Source organism: Pseudomonas idahonensis, from assembly GCF_037903935.1.
In the GTDB taxonomy this organism is placed as follows: Bacteria; Pseudomonadota; Gammaproteobacteria; order Pseudomonadales; family Pseudomonadaceae; genus Aquipseudomonas; species Aquipseudomonas danubii.
This window is the reverse complement of the sequence record NZ_CP149586.1, coordinates 1,357,461-1,374,811: the sequence shown is the minus strand read 5'-3', so window position 1 is coordinate 1,374,811 and position 17,351 is coordinate 1,357,461. Positions and strand designations below refer to the sequence as shown.

General features: G+C 59.1%; 23 protein-coding genes. 9 read left to right on the top strand and 14 right to left on the bottom strand.

Annotated features, from left to right (window positions below):
- Positions 1-71 precede the first annotated feature (71 nt).
- The 5 genes from rimO (at position 72) to tsaA (ending at position 4,073) form a co-directional block, all read left to right on the top strand.
- Positions 72-1,409 carry a 30S ribosomal protein S12 methylthiotransferase RimO gene (rimO, locus tag WIN67_RS06235; RefSeq protein WP_047284184.1) on the top strand — a complete coding sequence of 446 codons (1,338 nt, stop codon included), beginning with the start codon at positions 72-74 and terminating at the stop codon, positions 1,407-1,409.
- 97 nt (positions 1,410-1,506) lie between these two features.
- Positions 1,507-1,980 carry a GNAT family N-acetyltransferase gene (locus WIN67_RS06230; protein ID WP_102861435.1) on the top strand — a complete coding sequence of 158 codons (474 nt, stop codon included), beginning with the start codon at positions 1,507-1,509 and terminating at the stop codon, positions 1,978-1,980.
- An 82-nt stretch (positions 1,981-2,062) separates the two neighbouring features.
- On the top strand, positions 2,063-2,773 hold the full coding sequence (locus WIN67_RS06225) for an rRNA pseudouridine synthase (RefSeq protein ID WP_339070776.1): 711 nt from the start codon (positions 2,063-2,065) through the stop codon (positions 2,771-2,773).
- Positions 2,774-2,839: 66 nt separating this feature from the next.
- Positions 2,840-3,301, top strand: coding sequence for a DUF1456 family protein (locus WIN67_RS06220; protein WP_110594980.1), 462 nt, complete (start codon positions 2,840-2,842; stop codon positions 3,299-3,301).
- 76 nt (positions 3,302-3,377) lie between these two features.
- Positions 3,378-4,073 (top strand): tRNA (N6-threonylcarbamoyladenosine(37)-N6)-methyltransferase TrmO, encoded by a 696-nt coding sequence (gene tsaA, locus WIN67_RS06215; RefSeq protein WP_339070774.1) that lies wholly within the window; start codon positions 3,378-3,380, stop codon positions 4,071-4,073.
- A 122-nt stretch (positions 4,074-4,195) separates the two neighbouring features.
- On the opposite strand, the gene fpr is transcribed toward tsaA, so the two are convergent.
- Entirely contained in the window at positions 4,196-4,975 is a 780-nt protein-coding gene (fpr, locus tag WIN67_RS06210; RefSeq protein WP_016966062.1) for a ferredoxin-NADP reductase, read from the bottom strand.
- A gap of 119 nt (positions 4,976-5,094) precedes the next feature.
- Here fpr and WIN67_RS06205 point away from each other — a divergent pair, with 119 nt between their 5' ends.
- Positions 5,095-6,021, top strand: coding sequence for a LysR family transcriptional regulator (locus WIN67_RS06205; RefSeq protein WP_102861432.1), 927 nt, complete (start codon positions 5,095-5,097; stop codon positions 6,019-6,021).
- Here the strand turns inward: WIN67_RS06205 and WIN67_RS06200 are convergent.
- Both WIN67_RS06200 and erdR read right to left on the bottom strand, forming a co-directional pair.
- The gene (locus WIN67_RS06200; RefSeq protein ID WP_011059587.1) at positions 6,018-6,380 is read right to left on the bottom strand and encodes a diacylglycerol kinase; all 363 of its coding nucleotides are present in this window, start codon (positions 6,378-6,380) and stop codon (positions 6,018-6,020) included. The two genes, WIN67_RS06205 and WIN67_RS06200, sit on opposite strands and share 4 nt — an antisense overlap.
- 73 nt (positions 6,381-6,453) lie before the next feature.
- Positions 6,454-7,104, bottom strand: a complete 651-nt coding sequence (gene erdR, locus WIN67_RS06195; RefSeq protein ID WP_102861431.1) for a response regulator transcription factor ErdR — start codon at positions 7,102-7,104, stop codon at positions 6,454-6,456.
- A gap of 237 nt (positions 7,105-7,341) precedes the next feature.
- On the opposite strand from erdR, the gene WIN67_RS06190 reads away from it, so the two are divergent.
- A complete protein-coding gene (locus WIN67_RS06190) occupies positions 7,342-8,250 on the top strand; it encodes a DMT family transporter (protein WP_170001053.1) in 909 nt (302 codons plus the stop codon).
- Here WIN67_RS06190 and WIN67_RS06185 read toward each other — a convergent pair.
- Positions 8,234-8,944 carry a tRNA-uridine aminocarboxypropyltransferase gene (locus WIN67_RS06185; RefSeq protein ID WP_339070773.1) on the bottom strand — a complete coding sequence of 237 codons (711 nt, stop codon included), beginning with the start codon at positions 8,942-8,944 and terminating at the stop codon, positions 8,234-8,236. The genes WIN67_RS06190 and WIN67_RS06185 overlap by 17 nt on opposite strands.
- 191 nt (positions 8,945-9,135) lie before the next feature.
- Between WIN67_RS06185 and WIN67_RS06180 the strand changes: the two genes are divergently transcribed.
- Positions 9,136-9,561, top strand: a complete 426-nt coding sequence (locus tag WIN67_RS06180; protein WP_102861428.1) for a quorum-sensing-regulated virulence factor family protein — start codon at positions 9,136-9,138, stop codon at positions 9,559-9,561.
- A gap of 1 nt (position 9,562) precedes the next feature.
- Here WIN67_RS06180 and WIN67_RS06175 read toward each other — a convergent pair whose 3' ends face one another.
- Positions 9,563-9,757 (bottom strand): hypothetical protein, encoded by a 195-nt coding sequence (locus tag WIN67_RS06175; RefSeq protein ID WP_110594975.1) that lies wholly within the window; start codon positions 9,755-9,757, stop codon positions 9,563-9,565.
- A gap of 453 nt (positions 9,758-10,210) precedes the next feature.
- Between WIN67_RS06175 and WIN67_RS06170 the strand changes: the two genes are divergently transcribed.
- Positions 10,211-11,329: an LOG family protein gene (locus tag WIN67_RS06170; protein WP_102878593.1), complete on the top strand. Its 1,119-nt coding sequence runs from the start codon at positions 10,211-10,213 to the stop codon at positions 11,327-11,329.
- A gap of 40 nt (positions 11,330-11,369) precedes the next feature.
- Here WIN67_RS06170 and recX read toward each other — a convergent pair whose 3' ends face one another.
- The 9 genes from recX to WIN67_RS06125 form a co-directional block, all read right to left on the bottom strand.
- Complete coding sequence (gene recX / locus WIN67_RS06165; RefSeq protein WP_102861425.1) at positions 11,370-11,837, bottom strand: recombination regulator RecX; 468 nt, start codon at positions 11,835-11,837, stop codon at positions 11,370-11,372.
- Positions 11,838-11,845: 8 nt separating this feature from the next.
- Positions 11,846-12,898 carry a recombinase RecA gene (recA, locus tag WIN67_RS06160; RefSeq protein WP_011059579.1) on the bottom strand — a complete coding sequence of 351 codons (1,053 nt, stop codon included), beginning with the start codon at positions 12,896-12,898 and terminating at the stop codon, positions 11,846-11,848.
- A gap of 83 nt (positions 12,899-12,981) precedes the next feature.
- Complete coding sequence (locus WIN67_RS06155; protein ID WP_110594973.1) at positions 12,982-13,482, bottom strand: CinA family protein; 501 nt, start codon at positions 13,480-13,482, stop codon at positions 12,982-12,984.
- Positions 13,483-13,727: 245 nt separating this feature from the next.
- The gene (locus WIN67_RS06150) at positions 13,728-14,060 is read right to left on the bottom strand and encodes a hypothetical protein (protein ID WP_102861423.1); all 333 of its coding nucleotides are present in this window, start codon (positions 14,058-14,060) and stop codon (positions 13,728-13,730) included.
- A gap of 5 nt (positions 14,061-14,065) precedes the next feature.
- Complete coding sequence (locus WIN67_RS06145; RefSeq protein WP_181433922.1) at positions 14,066-14,260, bottom strand: Com family DNA-binding transcriptional regulator; 195 nt, start codon at positions 14,258-14,260, stop codon at positions 14,066-14,068.
- A gap of 77 nt (positions 14,261-14,337) precedes the next feature.
- Positions 14,338-14,844, bottom strand: coding sequence for a hypothetical protein (locus WIN67_RS06140; protein WP_339070772.1), 507 nt, complete (start codon positions 14,842-14,844; stop codon positions 14,338-14,340).
- Positions 14,845-15,000: 156 nt separating this feature from the next.
- On the bottom strand, positions 15,001-15,564 hold the full coding sequence (locus WIN67_RS06135) for a glycoside hydrolase family 19 protein (protein WP_339070771.1): 564 nt from the start codon (positions 15,562-15,564) through the stop codon (positions 15,001-15,003).
- Between the two features lie 47 nt (positions 15,565-15,611).
- Positions 15,612-16,040, bottom strand: a complete 429-nt coding sequence (locus tag WIN67_RS06130) for a phage tail assembly chaperone (protein ID WP_268561171.1) — start codon at positions 16,038-16,040, stop codon at positions 15,612-15,614.
- 12 nt (positions 16,041-16,052) lie between these two features.
- Positions 16,053-17,330 carry a phage tail protein gene (locus WIN67_RS06125; RefSeq protein ID WP_339070770.1) on the bottom strand — a complete coding sequence of 426 codons (1,278 nt, stop codon included), beginning with the start codon at positions 17,328-17,330 and terminating at the stop codon, positions 16,053-16,055.
- Between the last annotated feature and the right edge of the window lie 21 nt (positions 17,331-17,351).

The window sequence follows — 17,351 nt, the reverse complement described above, 5'->3', positions numbered from 1 at the left end:
AGAGGCGCAGCCAGCGCCCAAGCGTCGCACTTGCCCCCCAAGTGATTCGACACCCAATACCGAGGTTAGACATGTCCACCCCCTCCGCGCCGGCCAACCCGAAAGTCGGCTTCGTATCCCTGGGTTGCCCAAAAGCTCTGGTCGACTCCGAGCGCATCCTCACTCAACTGCGCATGGAAGGCTATGACGTGGTGTCCACCTACCAGGACGCCGATGTCGTGGTGGTCAACACCTGCGGTTTCATCGATTCGGCCAAGGCCGAATCCCTGGAAGTGATCGGCGAAGCCATCAAGGAAAACGGCAAGGTCATCGTCACCGGCTGCATGGGCGTGGAAGAAGGCAATATCCGTGACGTGCACCCAAGCGTGTTGGCAGTGACCGGCCCGCAGCAGTACGAGCAAGTGGTCAACGCCGTGCACGAAGTGGTGCCGCCGAAACAGGACCACAACCCGCTGATCGACCTGGTGCCGCCGCAAGGCATCAAGCTGACCCCGCGCCACTACGCCTACCTGAAGATTTCCGAAGGCTGCAACCACAGCTGCAGCTTCTGCATCATTCCGTCGATGCGCGGCAAGCTGGTCAGCCGCCCAGTGGGCGATGTGCTCGACGAGGCCCAGCGCCTGGTCAAGTCCGGGGTCAAGGAACTGCTGGTGATCTCCCAAGACACCAGCGCCTACGGCGTCGACGTCAAGTACCGCACCGGCTTCTGGAACGGTGCGCCGGTGAAGACCCGCATGACCGAGCTCTGCGAAGCCCTGAGTACTCTGGGTGTGTGGGTGCGCCTGCACTACGTGTACCCGTACCCGCACGTGGACGAGCTGATCCCGTTGATGGCCGCCGGCAAGATCCTGCCGTACCTGGACATCCCGTTCCAGCACGCCAGCCCGAAAGTGCTCAAGGCCATGAAGCGTCCGGCCTTCGAAGACAAGACCCTGGCGCGGATCAAGGCCTGGCGCGAGATCTGCCCCGAGCTGATCATCCGCTCGACCTTTATCGTCGGCTTCCCTGGCGAAACCGAGGAAGACTTCCAGTACCTGCTCAACTGGCTGACCGAAGCCCAGCTGGACCGCGTCGGCTGCTTCCAGTACTCGCCGGTGGAAGGCGCTCCGGCCAATGACCTGGACCTGGAAGTGGTCCCGGACGAGGTCAAGCAGGACCGTTGGGAGCGCTTCATGGCGCACCAGCAGGAAATCAGCTCGGCACGCCTGCAACAGCGCATCGGCAAAGAGATCGAAGTGCTGATCGATGAAGTCGACGAGAATGGCGCCGTGGGCCGCTGCTTCTTCGATGCGCCGGAGATCGACGGCAACGTGTTCATCGACGGTGCGGGCGACCTGAAGCCGGGTGACAAGGTCTGGTGCCGGGTCACCGACGCCGACGAATACGACCTCTGGGCCGAGACCCTGTAAGGCGTAAAAAAACTGCCAAGCCCCGCTCTCGCCACGAGATGCGGGGCTTTTTTCGGTCTATCGTTAGCCCTTGCCAATCACTTCAGGGACAAGCGGCATGCGCCACCACTCGGTCATCCACACCCCCAAACTCAGCGACTACCCGGAACTGGTCCGCGTCTGGGAAGACTCGGTGCGCGCCACCCACGACTTTCTCCCGGACAGCTATATAGAGCTGCTGAGAAACCTGGTACTGACCCGCTACCTGGATGCGGTGATGCTGATCTGTACCCGGGATCAGCGGCAACGCATCACCGGTTTCGCTGGCGTGGCAGCGGGCAAGATCGAGATGCTGTTCATCGACCCGGCTCATCGCGGCCAGGGCCTGGGCCGGCAACTGCTGCATTACGCGGTGGAACACCTGAATGCCCAGCAACTGGACGTCAATGAACAGAATCCTCAAGCGCTGGGCTTCTACTTCAAGCAGGGCTTTGAGGTGGTCGGCCGCTCCGAACAGGACGGCATGGGCCAGCCCTACCCGTTGCTGCACATGCGCCTGAAACAACCACAACTGCAGGCCCGACGCGGCTAAAAGCCACAGCGGGCAAATGGACCCGCGATTAACCGGCGCCAGGCAGGTACAATAGCCGCCCTCTTTTGATACGGCCCCTGACATGACTGACCCGATTCGTCTCTCCAAACGCCTCATCGAACTGGTCGGCTGCTCCCGCCGGGAGGCTGAGCTGTTCATCGAGGGCGGCTGGGTCACCGTAGACGGCGAAGTCATCGACGAACCGCAGTTCAAGGTCGGCGCGCAAAAGGTCGTCCTCGACCCCGAGGCCAAGGCCACCGCCCCGGAGCCGGTAACCATCCTGCTCAACGTTCCCGCCGGCCAGGATCTGGACAGCGCCCTGGCATCCATCGGCGCCGACAGCCTGTCGGACGAGCACCGCTACGGCAAACGTCCGCTGCGCGGGCACTTCCTGCGCCTGACCGCCAGTGAAGACCTGCAGCCCAACGCCAGTGGCCTGCTGGTGTTCACCCAGGACTGGAAAGTGCTGCGCAAGCTGACGGCCGATGCGGCCAAGATCGAGCAGGAATACGTGGTCGAGGTCGAAGGCGAGATGATCGACCACGGCCTCAACCGCCTGAACCACGGCCTGACCTACAAGGGCCGCGAGCTGCCGCCGGTCAAGGCCAGCTGGCAGAACGAAAACCGGCTGCGCTTCGCCATGAAGAACCCGCAGCCGGGCGTGATCGCGCTGTTTTGCCAAGCCGTCGGCCTCAAGGTCGTCGCCATTCGGCGCATTCGTGTCGGCGGCGTGTCCATCGGCAAGGTGCCGCTGGGCCAATGGCGCTACCTGTCGGCCAAAGAGAAGTTCTAAAACCGCCCCCATTCAGACGCCGTGCCCTGGCGCGGCGCTCAACGCGCATTGATCAGGACTGTAACCATGATTCATAACGATGTACTGCGCAGCGTGCGCTACATGCTCGACATCAGCGACAAGAAGGTCGTGGACATCATCAAGCTCACCGGCTTCAAGGTCAGCCTGGACGACATCGTCAGCTACCTGAAGAAGGACGAGGAAGAAGGCTTCGTGCACTGCCCGGACGAAGTCATGGCGCACTTTCTCGACGGCCTGGTGATCTTCAAGCGTGGCAAGGATGAAAGCCGTCCGCCGCTGCCGATCGAACTACCGGTGACCAATAACATCATCCTGAAGAAGCTGCGCGTGGCCTTCGAACTCAAGGAAGATGACATGCACGCCGTGCTCAAGGCCGCCGACTTCCCGGTGTCCAAGCCTGAGCTGAGCGCGCTGTTCCGCAAGTTCGGCCACACCAACTACCGCCCTTGCGGCGACCAGTTGCTGCGTAACTTCCTCAAGGGCCTGACCCTGCGGGTTAGAGCTTAAGGCAGCTGCAAGCTTCAAGCTGCCAGTTCAAAGCTTGTAGCTTGCGGCTTGTAGCTCAAAGCTTGAGGCTTGCCAAATGACCTACAGCGTTTCCCCCATCGGCTTCGTGCGCTCCTGCTTCAAGGAGAAGTTCGCCATCCCGCGCCAACCGCAACTGGCGCCGGCCGCGCGCGGGGTGCTTGAGCTGGTGGCACCCTTCGATCAGGGCGAGGCGGTGCAAGGGCTGGAGCAGGTCAGCCATGTCTGGCTGCTGTTCCTGTTTCACCAGGCCCTGGAAGACAAGCCGCGGCTCAAGGTGCGCCCGCCGCGCCTGGGGGGCAACAAGTCCATGGGGGTCTTCGCTACCCGAGCGACCCACAGACCCAACGGCATCGGCCAGTCGGTGGTCAAGCTGGACAGGGTCGAGGCCAACCGCCTGTGGATCTCCGGCATCGACCTGCTGGACGGCACACCGATCCTCGATATCAAACCCTATGTGCCTTACGCCGACATCATTGCTGCGGCGAGCAATGAGATCGCCAGCGCTGCACCACAGTTGATACCAGTGCAGTGGCAGGACATTGCCCTGCACCAGGCTAAGACCCACGCTCAGCGCCTGCAGGAGCCCTTGGTGGAGCTCATCGAGCAGTGCCTGGCCCAGGACCCGCGCCCGGCCTATCAGGTGCCCACTGCCGAGCGGGAATACGGTGCGCAGTTCTGGGACCTGGATGTGCGCTGGCATTACCCCGAGCCAGGGCTGATCCGGGTGTTGGAAGTAGTCCCGGCGGGCTGAACCGCAGAAACGAAAAAGCCCGCGTTGCCTTGATAGGCAACGCGGGCTTTTTTGCGTTCGGGAGATCGTGCCCAATCAGCACCAATGCGCTGCTTGGGCGATCTTCGCGAGCAAGCTCGCTCCTACTTCTCGACGAAGGCGCGCTCGATCAGGTAGTCGCCCGGCTCGCGCATGCGCGGCGAAACGGTCAGGCCGAAGCTGTTGAGCACTTCGCTGGTTTCTTCCAGCATGCTCGGGCTGCCGCACAGCATGGCGCGGTCGTCCTGCGGGTTGATGGGTGGCAGACCGATGTCGCGGAACAGCTTGCCGCTGCGCATCAGATCGGTCAGGCGGCCTTCGTTCTCGAACGGCTCGCGGGTCACGGTGGGGTAGTAGATCAACTTCTCACGCAGCGCTTCGCCGAAGAACTCGTTCTGCGGCAAGTGCTCGGTGATGAACTCGCGGTAGGCGACTTCGTTGACGTAGCGAACGCCGTGGCACAGGATCACTTTTTCGAAACGCTCGTAGGTTTCCGGATCCTGGATCACGCTCATGAACGGCGCCAGGCCGGTGCCGGTGCTGAGCAGGTACAGGTGTTTGCCCGGCTTCAAGTCATCCAGCACCAGGGTGCCGGTAGGCTTTTTGCTGATGATGATCTCGTCGCCTTCCTTCAGATGCTGCAACTGGGAAGTCAACGGACCGTCTGGAACCTTGATGCTGAAGAATTCGAGATGCTCTTCCCAGTTCGGGCTGGCAATGGAGTAGGCACGCATAAGCGGACGGCCATTGGGCTGTTGCAGGCCGATCATCACGAACTGACCGTTCTCGAAGCGCAGACCCGGGTCGCGGGTGCACTTGAAGCTGAACAGAGTGTCATTCCAGTGATGAACACTGAGGACACGCTCGTGGTTCATGTTGCTCATGTACGGGGGCTCCTAGAAATTGCCTGCGCTAACCATGAGCGCAATTGCACAGCATTCTAATGGCGGCGACAATATCTGTTAACTGGATTATTAAGATAAGGGTTATCGGTTATATCGATATGCGATTTACTCTCCGTCAACTGCAAGTCTTCGTCGCCGTCGCCCAGCAAGAGAGCGTTTCTCGTGCTGCCGGGCTTCTGGCCCTGTCGCAATCGGCGGCCAGCACCTCGATCACCGAACTCGAGCGCCAATCCAGTTGCCAGCTGTTTGATCGCGCCGGCAAGCGCCTGAGCCTCAACGCCCTGGGCAAACAGCTTTTGCCACAAGCGGTGGCACTGCTGGACCAGGCCAAGGAGATCGAGGACCTGCTCAATGGCAAGTCCGGATTCGGCTCGCTGTCGGTGGGCGCGACCCTGACCATTGGCAACTACCTGGCGACCCTGCTGATCGGCAGCTTCATGCAGGTGCATCCGGAAAGCCAGGTGAAGCTCCATGTGCAGAACACTGCGCATATCGTGCAACAGGTGGCCCATTACGAAATTGATCTGGGTCTAATCGAAGGCGACTGCAGTCATCCGGATATCGAGGTGCAAACCTGGGTCGAGGATGAGCTGGTGGTGTTCTGCGCGCCCCAGCACCCTTTGGCCAAACGCGGCCACGCCACCATGGAGGAGCTGACCCACGAAGCCTGGATTCTCCGGGAGCAGGGTTCCGGGACACGCCTGACCTTCGACCAGGCCATGCGTCATCATCGCAGCGCGCTGAACATCCGTCTGGAACTGGAGCACACCGAGGCCATCAAGCGTGCAGTGGAGTCTGGATTGGGGATTGGTTGCATCTCCAGGCTGGCGCTGCGAGATGCCTTTCGTCGTGGCAGCCTGGTGCCAGTGGAAACACCGGGCCTGGATCTGGCTCGGCAGTTCTACTTCATCTGGCATAAGCAGAAGTATCAGACTTCAGCCATGCGCGAGTTCCTCGAACTGTGCCGTTCCTTTACCGCCGGGGTACAGCGCAGCGACGAAATCGTCCTGCCGAGCATTCCTTAGATCAGGATCACGGCCCACACGATGGTGATCATGCTCAGGGCGACAAACTGCGCCGCGCTGCCCATGTCCTTGGCGTTCTTCGACAACGGGTGACGATCCAGGGAAATCCGGTCGATCGCTGCCTCCACCGCCGAGTTGAGCAATTCGACGATCAGCGCCAGCAGGCACACGGCAATCAGCAGCGCGCGCTCGACCCGGCTGACGTTGAGCAGGAAGCTCAAGGGAATCAGGATCACGTTGAGCAACACCAACTGACGAAATGCCGCCTCGCCGGTGAAGGCGGCGCGCAAGCCATCGAACGAATAGCCGGCGGCGTTGAGGATACGTTTGAGACCGGTTTGACCTTTGAAAGGCGACATAAGCTGAGCAACTGAAAAAAGGAGTGGGGAAACTAGTTCAACCAAAGTCAAAAAAGCGTGAACAACCCGTAGGTTAATGGCTGGAAATTGACTCAAGTTGTTGCAAGAGCAAGGCCGCCTGGGTACGGGTGCGAACCCCGAGCTTGCGGAAAATTGCCGTCACGTGAGCCTTGATCGTCGCCTCGGAAACACTCAGCTCATAAGCGATCTGCTTGTTCAACAACCCCTCGCAGACCATGGTCAGTACCCGAAACTGCTGAGGCGTCAGGCTTGCCAGGCCTTCACTGGCGGCCTTGGCTTCCGCCGAAACACTGACTTCTTCAAACGCTTGCGGCGGCCACCAGACGTCACCATCGAGGACACTACGCACCGCCTGCTGAATGACTTCCAGAGAACTGGACTTGGGAATGAAACCGCTGGCCCCGAACTCGCGGGAACGAACCATGACGGACGCTTCTTCCTGCGCCGAAACCATCACCACCGGAATCTGCGGATACTGCCCGCGCAACAGCACCAGGCCAGAAAAACCGTAGGCACCAGGCATGTTCAGGTCCAACAGCACCAGATCCCAGTCAGCTTTTTCGGTGAGGCGGGCTTCCAGCTCGGCGATGCTCGCCACTTCCACCAGACGCACATCAGGACCCAAGCCCAGAGTGACAGCTTGATGCAGTGCGCTGCGAAAAAGCGGGTGGTCATCGGCAATCAGGATTTCGTATGTGGCCATTTTTCAAATGATCCTGTTTTTCATGGCAGGACTGATGCATTCAGCCCTCACCCAGCAACATGGGGGCTCGCCAGAATGCGATACCCAAAGAGCACGAACACCGCGAAAAGCCTGAGCAAAACGGTGGTTCAAACAGTGCTGGCGCCCTAATCGGCGCCAAGCATGCCGAGCGAAGCCAGGGTGGTCAAGCGTGAAGCTTTGCGGCATCTTAGCCAGCTAACTAATAAGAGAGCCCTCATGCGAAGCCAAGCCTTGCGTGCCGATGTCCTGATGCTGATCACCGCTGTCATCTGGGGGGCTGCGTTTGTCGCACAATCCTCCGGCATGGATCATATCGGCCCCTTCCTCTATTCCGGCCTGCGTTTTGCTCTGGGCTCACTCTGCCTGCTACCACTGGTACTACGCAGAACGCCCGCTGATCGACACCCCGCCCCCCTGCTCAATCGTGGCCTGTTGCTGGGCGGCGTACTCATGGGCCTGGCCCTTACTCTGGGGATCAACCTGCAGCAGGTCGGTCTGATGTTTACCAGCGTAACCAATGCCGGGTTCATCACCGGGCTCTACGTCATTGTAGTGCCGCTGCTGGGACTGCTGATTGGCCACAAGACGGGACTAGGTACCTGGCTCGGCGCGGTGCTGGCCGTGGTGGGCATGTTCCTGTTGACCGTCAGCGACAGCTTTCACGTTGCGTCCGGCGACTGGCTGCAATTGATCGGCGCCTTTGTCTGGGGCGCACACGTGATTCTGGTGGGAGTATTCGCCAGCCGCCACGACCCGATTCGCCTGGCCTTCCTGCAATTTGCCACCTGTTCGGTGGTGAGCCTGATCCTCGCGCTGTGCCTGGAGCCGATTCACTGGAACGCGATTGTCGCCGCCGGTCCGGCCATTCTTTACGGAGGCGTGATTGCTGTCGGCATCGGCTACACCCTGCAAGTGATTGCCCAGAGGGACGCGATCGCCTCCCACGCGGCAATCATTCTGTCCCTCGAAGCCGTGTTTGCCGCCATCGCCGGGGCCTGGCTGCTGGATGAATCACTGCAGCTGCGCGGTTACTTCGGCTGCGCACTCATGCTCAGCGGCATGTTGGTGGCCCAGCTATGGCCGCAAAAACCCCAGGCCAGCGCCGCCACTACACAAAGGGCTTGAGCCGGGAGTGCACTTCATCCAGAGGATCGATGGCCTTCTGGAACTTCGCCGACAGGTAATGAGTGCTGAATACGTCAAGGTAGGCGTCCATGACCTGGCTGACCTGCTCGTCCCCCGCCAACTCCAGGCACAGGGCAGCTACCTCGGCGGTACAGAAATGGTCGTCACGCTTGGAGCGCCGCAACTTGTAGCGCGAGAGCTTCTCCGATGACAGGCTCAGCACCGGCAAGTGCTCAAGATAGGGGCTCTTGCGAAACATCTTGCGGGCTTCGCTCCAGGTGGCATCCAGCAGAATGAACAGCGGGCGCTTGCTTTCCTGCTGCCGGACCTCGCTGACCACCCGCTCGGGGGCCACGAACTCTCCGGGAAAGACGATATAAGGCTGCCACTGCGGATCAGCCAGTAAGGCCAGAAATTGCGGATCGACCTCGGTACGGGACCAGTGAAACGCCCAGGTATCGGCAATCACATCAGCGATCAACCAGCCGGTATTACTCGGTTTGAGCGGCTCCACATCGTGCATCACCAGGCACATGGCCGACTCGGCGCTGACCTTGGGCCGCCAGGCACACAGGCAGTGGCTGGGAATCACTCGGCAACGCGGGCAGCGCTCAGCGCGTGAGCCCCGCGCAAAAAAGGGTTTGACCGCACGAGCCATGCGCAGATCACGTAGACGGGATACAGCATGGCTCATCGCTGAGCACACCGGCAAAGGACAGGAATCGACACGGAAATAACTCGAAGGGGTAAAAAGTCGGACAAGTTTATCAGAGCCATCTGTTCAAACCTGTACCGCCTTCCTAGCTCTCCCCCTATAATTCGTCGCCACTGAACGCACAGTCGAGTGGCTGGTCGAAGCATCAGTCACTGCACCAGGAGAGTTTCATGTTGCGCTTTACCATCCCTACCGTCGCCCTTCTGCTGGCCTTGCCCCTGGGTGTCCAGGCTGCGTCCTTGCAAGAGTTCGAACTGAGCAAAATGCTGGAGAAGGTCGCTGCGGAAAGCAACGTCGGCACTCCCCGGGAAGTCAACGAGAACATTCTCGATCAGGGTTATACCGTTGAAGGCAAGGAGTTGATCAATCACCTCAGCGTCCAGGCCGGCCACGCCGAACAAATGCGCGCCAATCCCAAGGCCGTCTACTTGCAGCTGGGTGCCAGCGTCTGCCGCAACCCCAACTACCGCAAGCTGATGGCCAAAGGCGCAGTCATGCGCTACGAGTTCACCGAAAACCGCACCAATCGCCCTGTAGCCTCGGCGCGCTTCCAGGAATCGGATTGCCCTTCCCAAAACACGCCCAAGAAGAAGTGAATCAAGAACGGGACGCGCGCCGCTGCTGATCATCGGCGCGCAACTCCGCTACCAGGGCCTGCAGATATCGCGAAGGCCGCTCCTCCCCCGCCAAGCGACGCCGGCACTCTTCCTCAAGACTCAAATGATGGGCTGCCGCCGCAGCTTGCAACAGCTGGTACAACTGCGGATCGACTTCCAGCACGACAGTGGTCATCCCTTGCCTCCCTGCCCTCGGCTTGCACGGACGGATGGCCGCGCCCCCTTCCTGGAGCCGGCTCCTGAACCAAGCGCTGCACTTTAGTAAATCAGAGGCTCGAGCCCTTGCCGCGGCGCCTGACCAATGGTGCCAAGGCCGCTAAATTCACTAAGAAGCGGTTGCCAGCCAAGACTTTATGGGCACATGATCAAGTCATGTCCGAAGGTTCCCATCGATTGTTCCAGGACGGTTCAGGAGGCCGTTCTTGTGCGTCTTGCAGTGCAATTTTTTCTTAATAAAGGAAAGCAGAACCTCTGTGGATACCTCGATTGCTGCCCAGCGACGGTCAGCGGTGATCGGGTCAAGAGAGTTGCTCACACGCTGGGCTGAGCTGGCAGCGACACAGGCTGTGTCGTGGCACGTTCGAATACCTCGGCCGTGCACAAGGTTCTGTGCAGAAGGAGAAGCTGAATGCCTTACCAATCGAATGACCTGTTAACTCGTCATTTCCAAAGCAAGGGCGTCGACCTCACAAGCCAGGTCGAAGCGCAACTCAACCAGATTGCCCCCAACAGCCCGAATATCCCCCTCTACCGCGACATGGTTCTCACCGTCCTGCGCATGGCCGAGGACGACCTCAACCGCTGGAACGCCAAGATTACCCTGCAAGCGCTGCGCGAGCTGGAACATGCCTTCCGGGTACTGGAACAGTTCAAGGGCCGGCGCAAAGTGACGGTATTCGGCTCGGCGCGAACGCCCAGCGAACATCCGCTTTATGCCATGGCCAAGGAACTGGGAGCAGCCCTGGCCCGCTCGGACCTGATGGTGATCACCGGCGCTGGCGGCGGCATCATGGCAGCGGCTCATGATGGCGCAGGGCTGGAGCACAGCCTGGGTTTCAACATCACCCTGCCCTTCGAACAGCATGCCAACCCCACCGTGGGCGGCACGGAAAACCTGCTGTCGTTCCACTTTTTCTTCACCCGCAAGCTGTTTTTCGTCAAGGAAGCCGATGCCCTGGTGCTTTGCCCTGGTGGTTTCGGCACCCTGGACGAAGCCCTGGAGGTCCTGACCCTGATCCAGACCGGCAAAAGCCCTCTGGTACCGGTGGTATTACTGGACGCACCTGGCGGGCAGTTCTGGCAAGGCGCCCTGGACTTCATCCATAACCAGTTGGAGGCCAATCGCTACATCCTGCCCAGCGACATGAAGCTGGTGCGCCTGGTACACAGCACCGAAGAAGCAGTTAAGGAAATCCAGCAGTTCTACGCCAACTTCCACTCCAGCCGCTGGCTAAAACAGGAGTTTGTCATCCGCATGAACCACAGCCTCAATGAGCAGGCGCTGGAACACATGCAGACAGCATTCGCCGACCTGTGCCTGAGTGGCCAGTTTCGGCAACATACCTACAGTGGAGAGGAGCACGACGAAGTTCAGTTCAGCCATCTGACGCGGCTATCGTTCGTTTTCAACGCTCGTGACAACGGCCGTCTGCGGGAACTGATCGACTTTATCAACCTGCCGGAGAACTGGACCCGGCAACAATCCGAGACCCGCCAGCGCGCACGAGAAACCAGCAAAGTCAGCTGACCTGCACCATCACCCGCTGCACCAGGCAGCGGGTACAACCTCAGTCATCCATCCCTCGGCCGCTCAACAGACGGCCGATCATGTCCATGGAATACCCGCGATAACTCAGAAAGCGCCCTTGCTTGGCCCGTTCACGGGCATCCACAGGAAACTGCCCGGCAAACTTGCGCTGCCAGACGTCTCGCAACTGCTCTTGCCAGTCGATACCGCACTCGCGCAGAGCAAGATCGATATCACCTCGCTGCAAGCCACGCTGGCTGAGCTCTTCGCGAATACGCATCGGCCCGTAACCTGAGCGCGCACGATAGGAAACAAAACTTTCGAGATAACGGGATTCGGACAGCAGCCCCTCTTCCGTCAAACGGTCCAGGGCGACTTCGATCATTTCAGGAGGAGCGCCGCGCTGACGCAGTTTACGCGTCAGCTCGACTCGACCGTGCTCGCGTCGCGCGAGCAGGTCCATTGCAGTTCGCCGCACCGCGACGAGGGTATCGAGTACGGCGGTCATTGGATCAATCAGATATCAGCGTCGGCCATATCGTCTTCGGTCTCTTTCACCGGATTGGCTTTGACGTCTGGCGAAGCGGTCAGCAGCTTCTCGCGGATCTGCTTCTCCAGCGCGTTGCCGATTTCCGGATTGTCCTGCAGGAACTTGGCCGAGTTGGCCTTGCCCTGGCCGATCTTGTTGCCCTGGTAGCTGTACCAGGCACCGGATTTCTCCAGGAAACCATGCAGCACGCCCAGATCGATGATTTCGCCGTTGAGGTAGATACCCTTGCCGTAAAGAATCTGGAACTCGGCCTGACGGAACGGCGGAGCCACCTTGTTCTTGACGATCTTGACTCGGGTTTCGCTACCGACCACCTCGTCGCCTTCCTTCACCGCACCGGTACGACGGATATCCAGACGAACCGAAGCGTAGAACTTCAGCGCGTTACCACCGGTGGTGGTTTCCGGGCTGCCGAACATAACGCCGATCTTCATACGGATCTGGTTGATGAAGATCACCAGGCAGTTGGCATTCTTGATGTTACCGGTGATTTTACGCAGCGCCTGGGACATCAAGCGGGCTTGCAGGCCCACGTGCATGTCACCCATCTCGCCTTCGATTTCAGCCTTGGGCACCAGGGCCGCCACGGAGTCGACGATGATCACGTCAACCGCGTTGGAACGCACCAGCATGTCGGTGATTTCCAGGGCCTGCTCGCCGGTATCCGGCTGAGAAACCAGCAGGTCGTCGACGTTGACACCCAGCTTGCCGGCGTATTCCGGATCCAGCGCGTGCTCCGCGTCGACGAAGGCACAAGTGGCACCGGCTTTCTGCGCCTGGGCAATGACCGACAGGGTCAGAGTGGTCTTACCGGACGACTCAGGGCCGTAGATTTCAACGATACGGCCTTTTGGCAGACCGCCAATGCCCAGAGCAATGTCCAGACCCAGAGAGCCAGTGGAAATGGCCGGGATCGCCTGACGGTCGTGATCGCCCATACGCATTACGGCACCCTTGCCGAATTGACGTTCGATCTGACCCAGGGCCGCAGCCAAGGCTTTCTTCTTGTTGTCGTCCATTAAAGTCCTCACGTAATCAATAAGGCCTGACGGCCAACACCTGTATAAGTAGCCAGTATTATTCCACAGCGCTCGAGGATCGCCTACCCCTGATTTGCGATTTCTGCTGCAGCGTGTTGCAGCAACCCCTCTAGCGCGGCCTTCACCGTTTGTCGGCGAACCTCATCGCGATTCCCGGGGAAGTGTCGGCACTCGGAGGTCAACGTCTCTCCCGCGCCCCAGGCCAGCCAAACCGTACCCACCGGCTTCTGCGCAGAACCGCCATCCGGCCCAGCGATGCCACTGACCGCCACCGCAAAATGCGCATGACTCTTGGCCTGTGACCCACGGACCATGGCCTCTACCACTTCACGACTGACCGCACCAACCGAATTGAACAAATCGGCCGGCACATTCAATTGAAGGGTCTTCTGGCGGTTGGAATAGGTGACATAACCGGCCTCAAACCAGGCCGAACTGCCCGGGATCCGCGTGATCGCCTCGGCAATCCCGCCGCCAGTGCAGGATTCCGCCGTGGTGACGTGGGCATTCAGAACCTGCAGACGCCGGCCGAGTTCAGCGGCAAGCTGGGTAATTTCTTTCACAGTTCTCTCCTGATGGGGCTGGCGTGTGCTTACCGTACACCAGGAAAGAAGGCTTGCAAGTGACAAGCTGTCAGGAAAACCAACGGCTCTGGAACAAGGCTTCAGAGGATCTGGCGCGAACAGTCCATCATTGCGCCAGGAACAGCGCCAGCCACCAAGCTGACGCGGCTAGTCCAGCGACCAAAGCCTGCCGAAATGAGCAAAAGCACCGACGCCTGTTGATCTAACTTCTCTGCGCAGACAGGTCAGGCCAGCAAGTCCCAAGTCAAAGCTATCGCGCCACCCGGAGTGGATGCGTATGCCCACAATGCCTGGCCTGCGGGAATACGGATCGGGTACGGCATGACAATCTCGGAGTCGCTGCCGGAAATGCTAGAGCCGTTGCCAGAGAAGATGACGGCCGAATTGGAGATGGAAGAGCCGGTCGGTCCCACATACAGGTCGACAACACCGGTCGAGGTCTTGATCAACCCCGTCTGGATGATCAGGCCACCGGTGTTTTGAGCTGCCGAAACGATCTCCACAATCCCTTTTGGGAATACGGTAATAAAGTGCTTGCCCATGGTTACTGCGTTCATATTTTTCACCTTTGAGTGGAATGGTCGGTCACTGAGAGTGCCGTTTTCATGTCGCTCAAAGGCGATTGCCCAAGGCTCGAGGCCTTCACATGATTCAAGGTTCCGCAGCGGGAACATTTGATCTGGAGCTCGGTAAACTCGCCCACACGGGCGAGCAGTCGTTTGCAGTTGCCGCATCTGCATTCTTTTAACATCTGCAAGTCCATTTGATTTCAGTCACTCCACGCACCTACACAAACCGCGGCAGCGATCCATTTTCATACACGCCTCAAGGCCCTCAGCGCATCGCCGGGGCACCTTGCAGCAACGCCTGAGACTCCCGCACCCACTGCTGCAACGCTTTCAGTTGTTCGGCGTTTGCGTGGCATTGGCTGTAGTTGTCGACGACGCTGGCGGCGACGGTAGAGAGTGCAAGGCCCGAGGCGGCGTCATCAGCGACGCCGGGGCCTGCGGCCATGGGCAGGTTGGCGGCGCCGGCGTCGTGCACCCAGACAAAACCAGCAGGTACAACGCAGGCGTTATCAGCCGCTTTCGAAACATAGATAGGAACCTCCTTGGTGATAGTGGTGCCCGCCTGATAGACCTTGACGACGCGATCGACGTACTCGACCACCACCTTCTCCTTGACCGTGCCCAGGGCCTGGCCTTGTTCGAAGGATTGCTGCAGTCGTGCCTCGTCCAGGCGCTGCTGCTTACTGCGTTCGCTGCCGGCACCGCTGACGAAGCCAAGGGCATAGAGCAACCCAGCTACGACGGCGAGAGCCAGCCAACTGCGGATATTCATCACGCCCTCCCTTGACCGATGTGAAATGCATCAAGTGGCCTGCAAAAATCCCTGTAGCCGCTGCCGCAGGCTGCGAAAAGGTCCGCAGGACCTTCCCTCCAGGTCCAATCGCAGCCTACGGCAGCGGCTACAGAAGGTGCCCGCCTCCCCATGAACTCAGACCACGGGCAGGCACAGCACCGCCCGCGCCCTGGCCCAGAGTTGCAGGCGATCCTGCAAGCCGTTCAAACCGCCATTGATACGGCGGGTAATGCTGTTGAACTCATCGCGATCGGCCAGGGCATTAAGCCCGCCGCGCTCCCAGAACCAAGCCGCCGACTCAGCGGCCCATTGCGGCTGCTCCAGCAACTGCGGCAACTCCAGCAGGCGCTCATCGCCAAACAGCCCGAGGCTGCAATGGCGATAATTGCTGCGCCCAGTGATCTGGATCAGCCCACGCCCGCGATACCGCTGGCCGTCGCCATCGGCCTCGGGGGTGTTGCCCAGGCGTGCCGCGAACGTGCCGGTGTCGTACTTGCTCAGGTATTGATCACTGCCCAGCTCGCGCACGTATTGCAGTTGCCCGGACTCGTGGCCGATCTGAGCCAGAAAAGCCGCCTGACGCTTCGGCGTATCGATCTGCCGATGAGCCATGGCGGTGTTGAGTGGAGAAACAAAAACGCCCGCTTGGCGGCGGGCGTTAGGCATGATTTGTTGCAGTTGTTGTTCGGTGATTGGCATACACAATCTTCAATCAAAAAAGAAAACACCCCATTGAAAAGGAGCGTCTATTGGGTCTGTTCAGTGATCCATGGCGGTGCAACCGGGCGACATTGGCTATCGGGAAAGTTGGGAGATTGCGGCCAATCGCGCAGAGCCTGAAGGTAAGCAAGCAACTCGTTGAACTCCTGTTTGTTAAGCGCTGTAGATACACCAGCTTCAGTTTGGTCACGATGGCGCTCACGGAGCCACATAACCTTTATTAACGAAGTATCACGCCAAACTCGCTCCTGAGCCGATAGATCGATATCTGGCTCAGGTGCATCTACTAGGTAAGGCAACCCATCTTCATCATGAACACGAACTTTTCCTGGCGCTGGATTACCAATCACAGATAGATATTGAGCTTCGGTTATTTCAACCACATCTGTTGGCAACACTGAGTGCATACCAGCGAGATAAGTTGTTGCGGTACTTTGGCTATAAAAGCGTTTCATCCATACCCCCTTTCAAAAACCGATTGCAATATAGTTTGCAGGCTGATTCGCAGACCCACCATTATAGGTTTTACAAACAGCATTAAACGACGATGATGTTTTCGCCGTAACTGTCAACCCGTATTCATTCATCGCCGACACTGAAACAATATTAGAAACAACAACGAGACATACATTGGGAAATGCAAGTGGGTAATTTGTAGTCTGGGCTGTTGCACTCAATGGATTGGTATTCCCCCACTGGATAATTAAGCCGCCCAACCACGACGGAAAAGCCAAATAGCCATTCGTAGCAAGACTTATCGAAAATCCGAGCCGAAGCTGTTTAGGCGTGACAATTTTCGTAGCATCACTCCCTAAATTCATATCAGCCTGGCTAGCAATTAATGCAGTTCCTCTCTTGGTTTCAGTCGCTTGATTCGCCAACGGAGTTAGTGCCGCTATGTCGACACTTCCTTGATTAAGAGGCGCATTCCAAGCTTTTATGCACCACATAACCGCTAGGTTGCGAGGGCGGGTTTCCGCAGCCGTTCTGGCCACTCGGCTTGCATCAAAATCAATGGATGCGGAACTCCAAGCCCCTCCTCCAGCGATACCAGTAGGTACAAGAGATCGAGCATTCGTTTTGAAAGCCCCCGAACTGCTTAACGGCGCGGTGCTCCCTATTGGAAACGTTGACGATTCCCCCGTGATGTTCTGCAGTGCGTCAGTTTGGCTAGCGCCCAACGCTCTTCCCGCATCCACCCCCCGACCATGATCCCAACCCCGCAGGAACTCCCCCCGCGACTCCGGCAAACGGAAGTTACCCGCGCCCTCGCCCCCGGTGTTGAAGGTCGTCCCCAGATAAGCCGCCAGATCAGGATAGGTCGCAGCACTCTGCACACTACCATCCACCTCCAGGAATCCCGGCGGCACCGTACCCTTGGGAAACGGCACCATGGCCCCCACCGGCAAGGCCGACATGTTCTTCAGCAACGCTTCGATCTCGGCCTTGGTGTAGGTCACCGACTTGGTGTACGCATCGGTGATCCCATACTCGGCCAAGGTCGTGCGTATCTTTTCCGGCGGAATCGAATCACGCACGATCGCCTTGATCGCCGCCAACAACTGGTCATGCTCGGCCTCGGCCGGCTCCTTCCCACCCGCACGAATCACGTTGAGCAATTCATCGGTCACCGCATTTCCCCAGTCGGAAGAAATCAGTGAGCCGACTTGCCCCGTGACCGGGTTCTCGTCGACAAACTTCCCATTAACCAACCCAACACTTGGCACACTCTTTGGATAATCCACTCGTCTGTCCTCTCGTTGTCA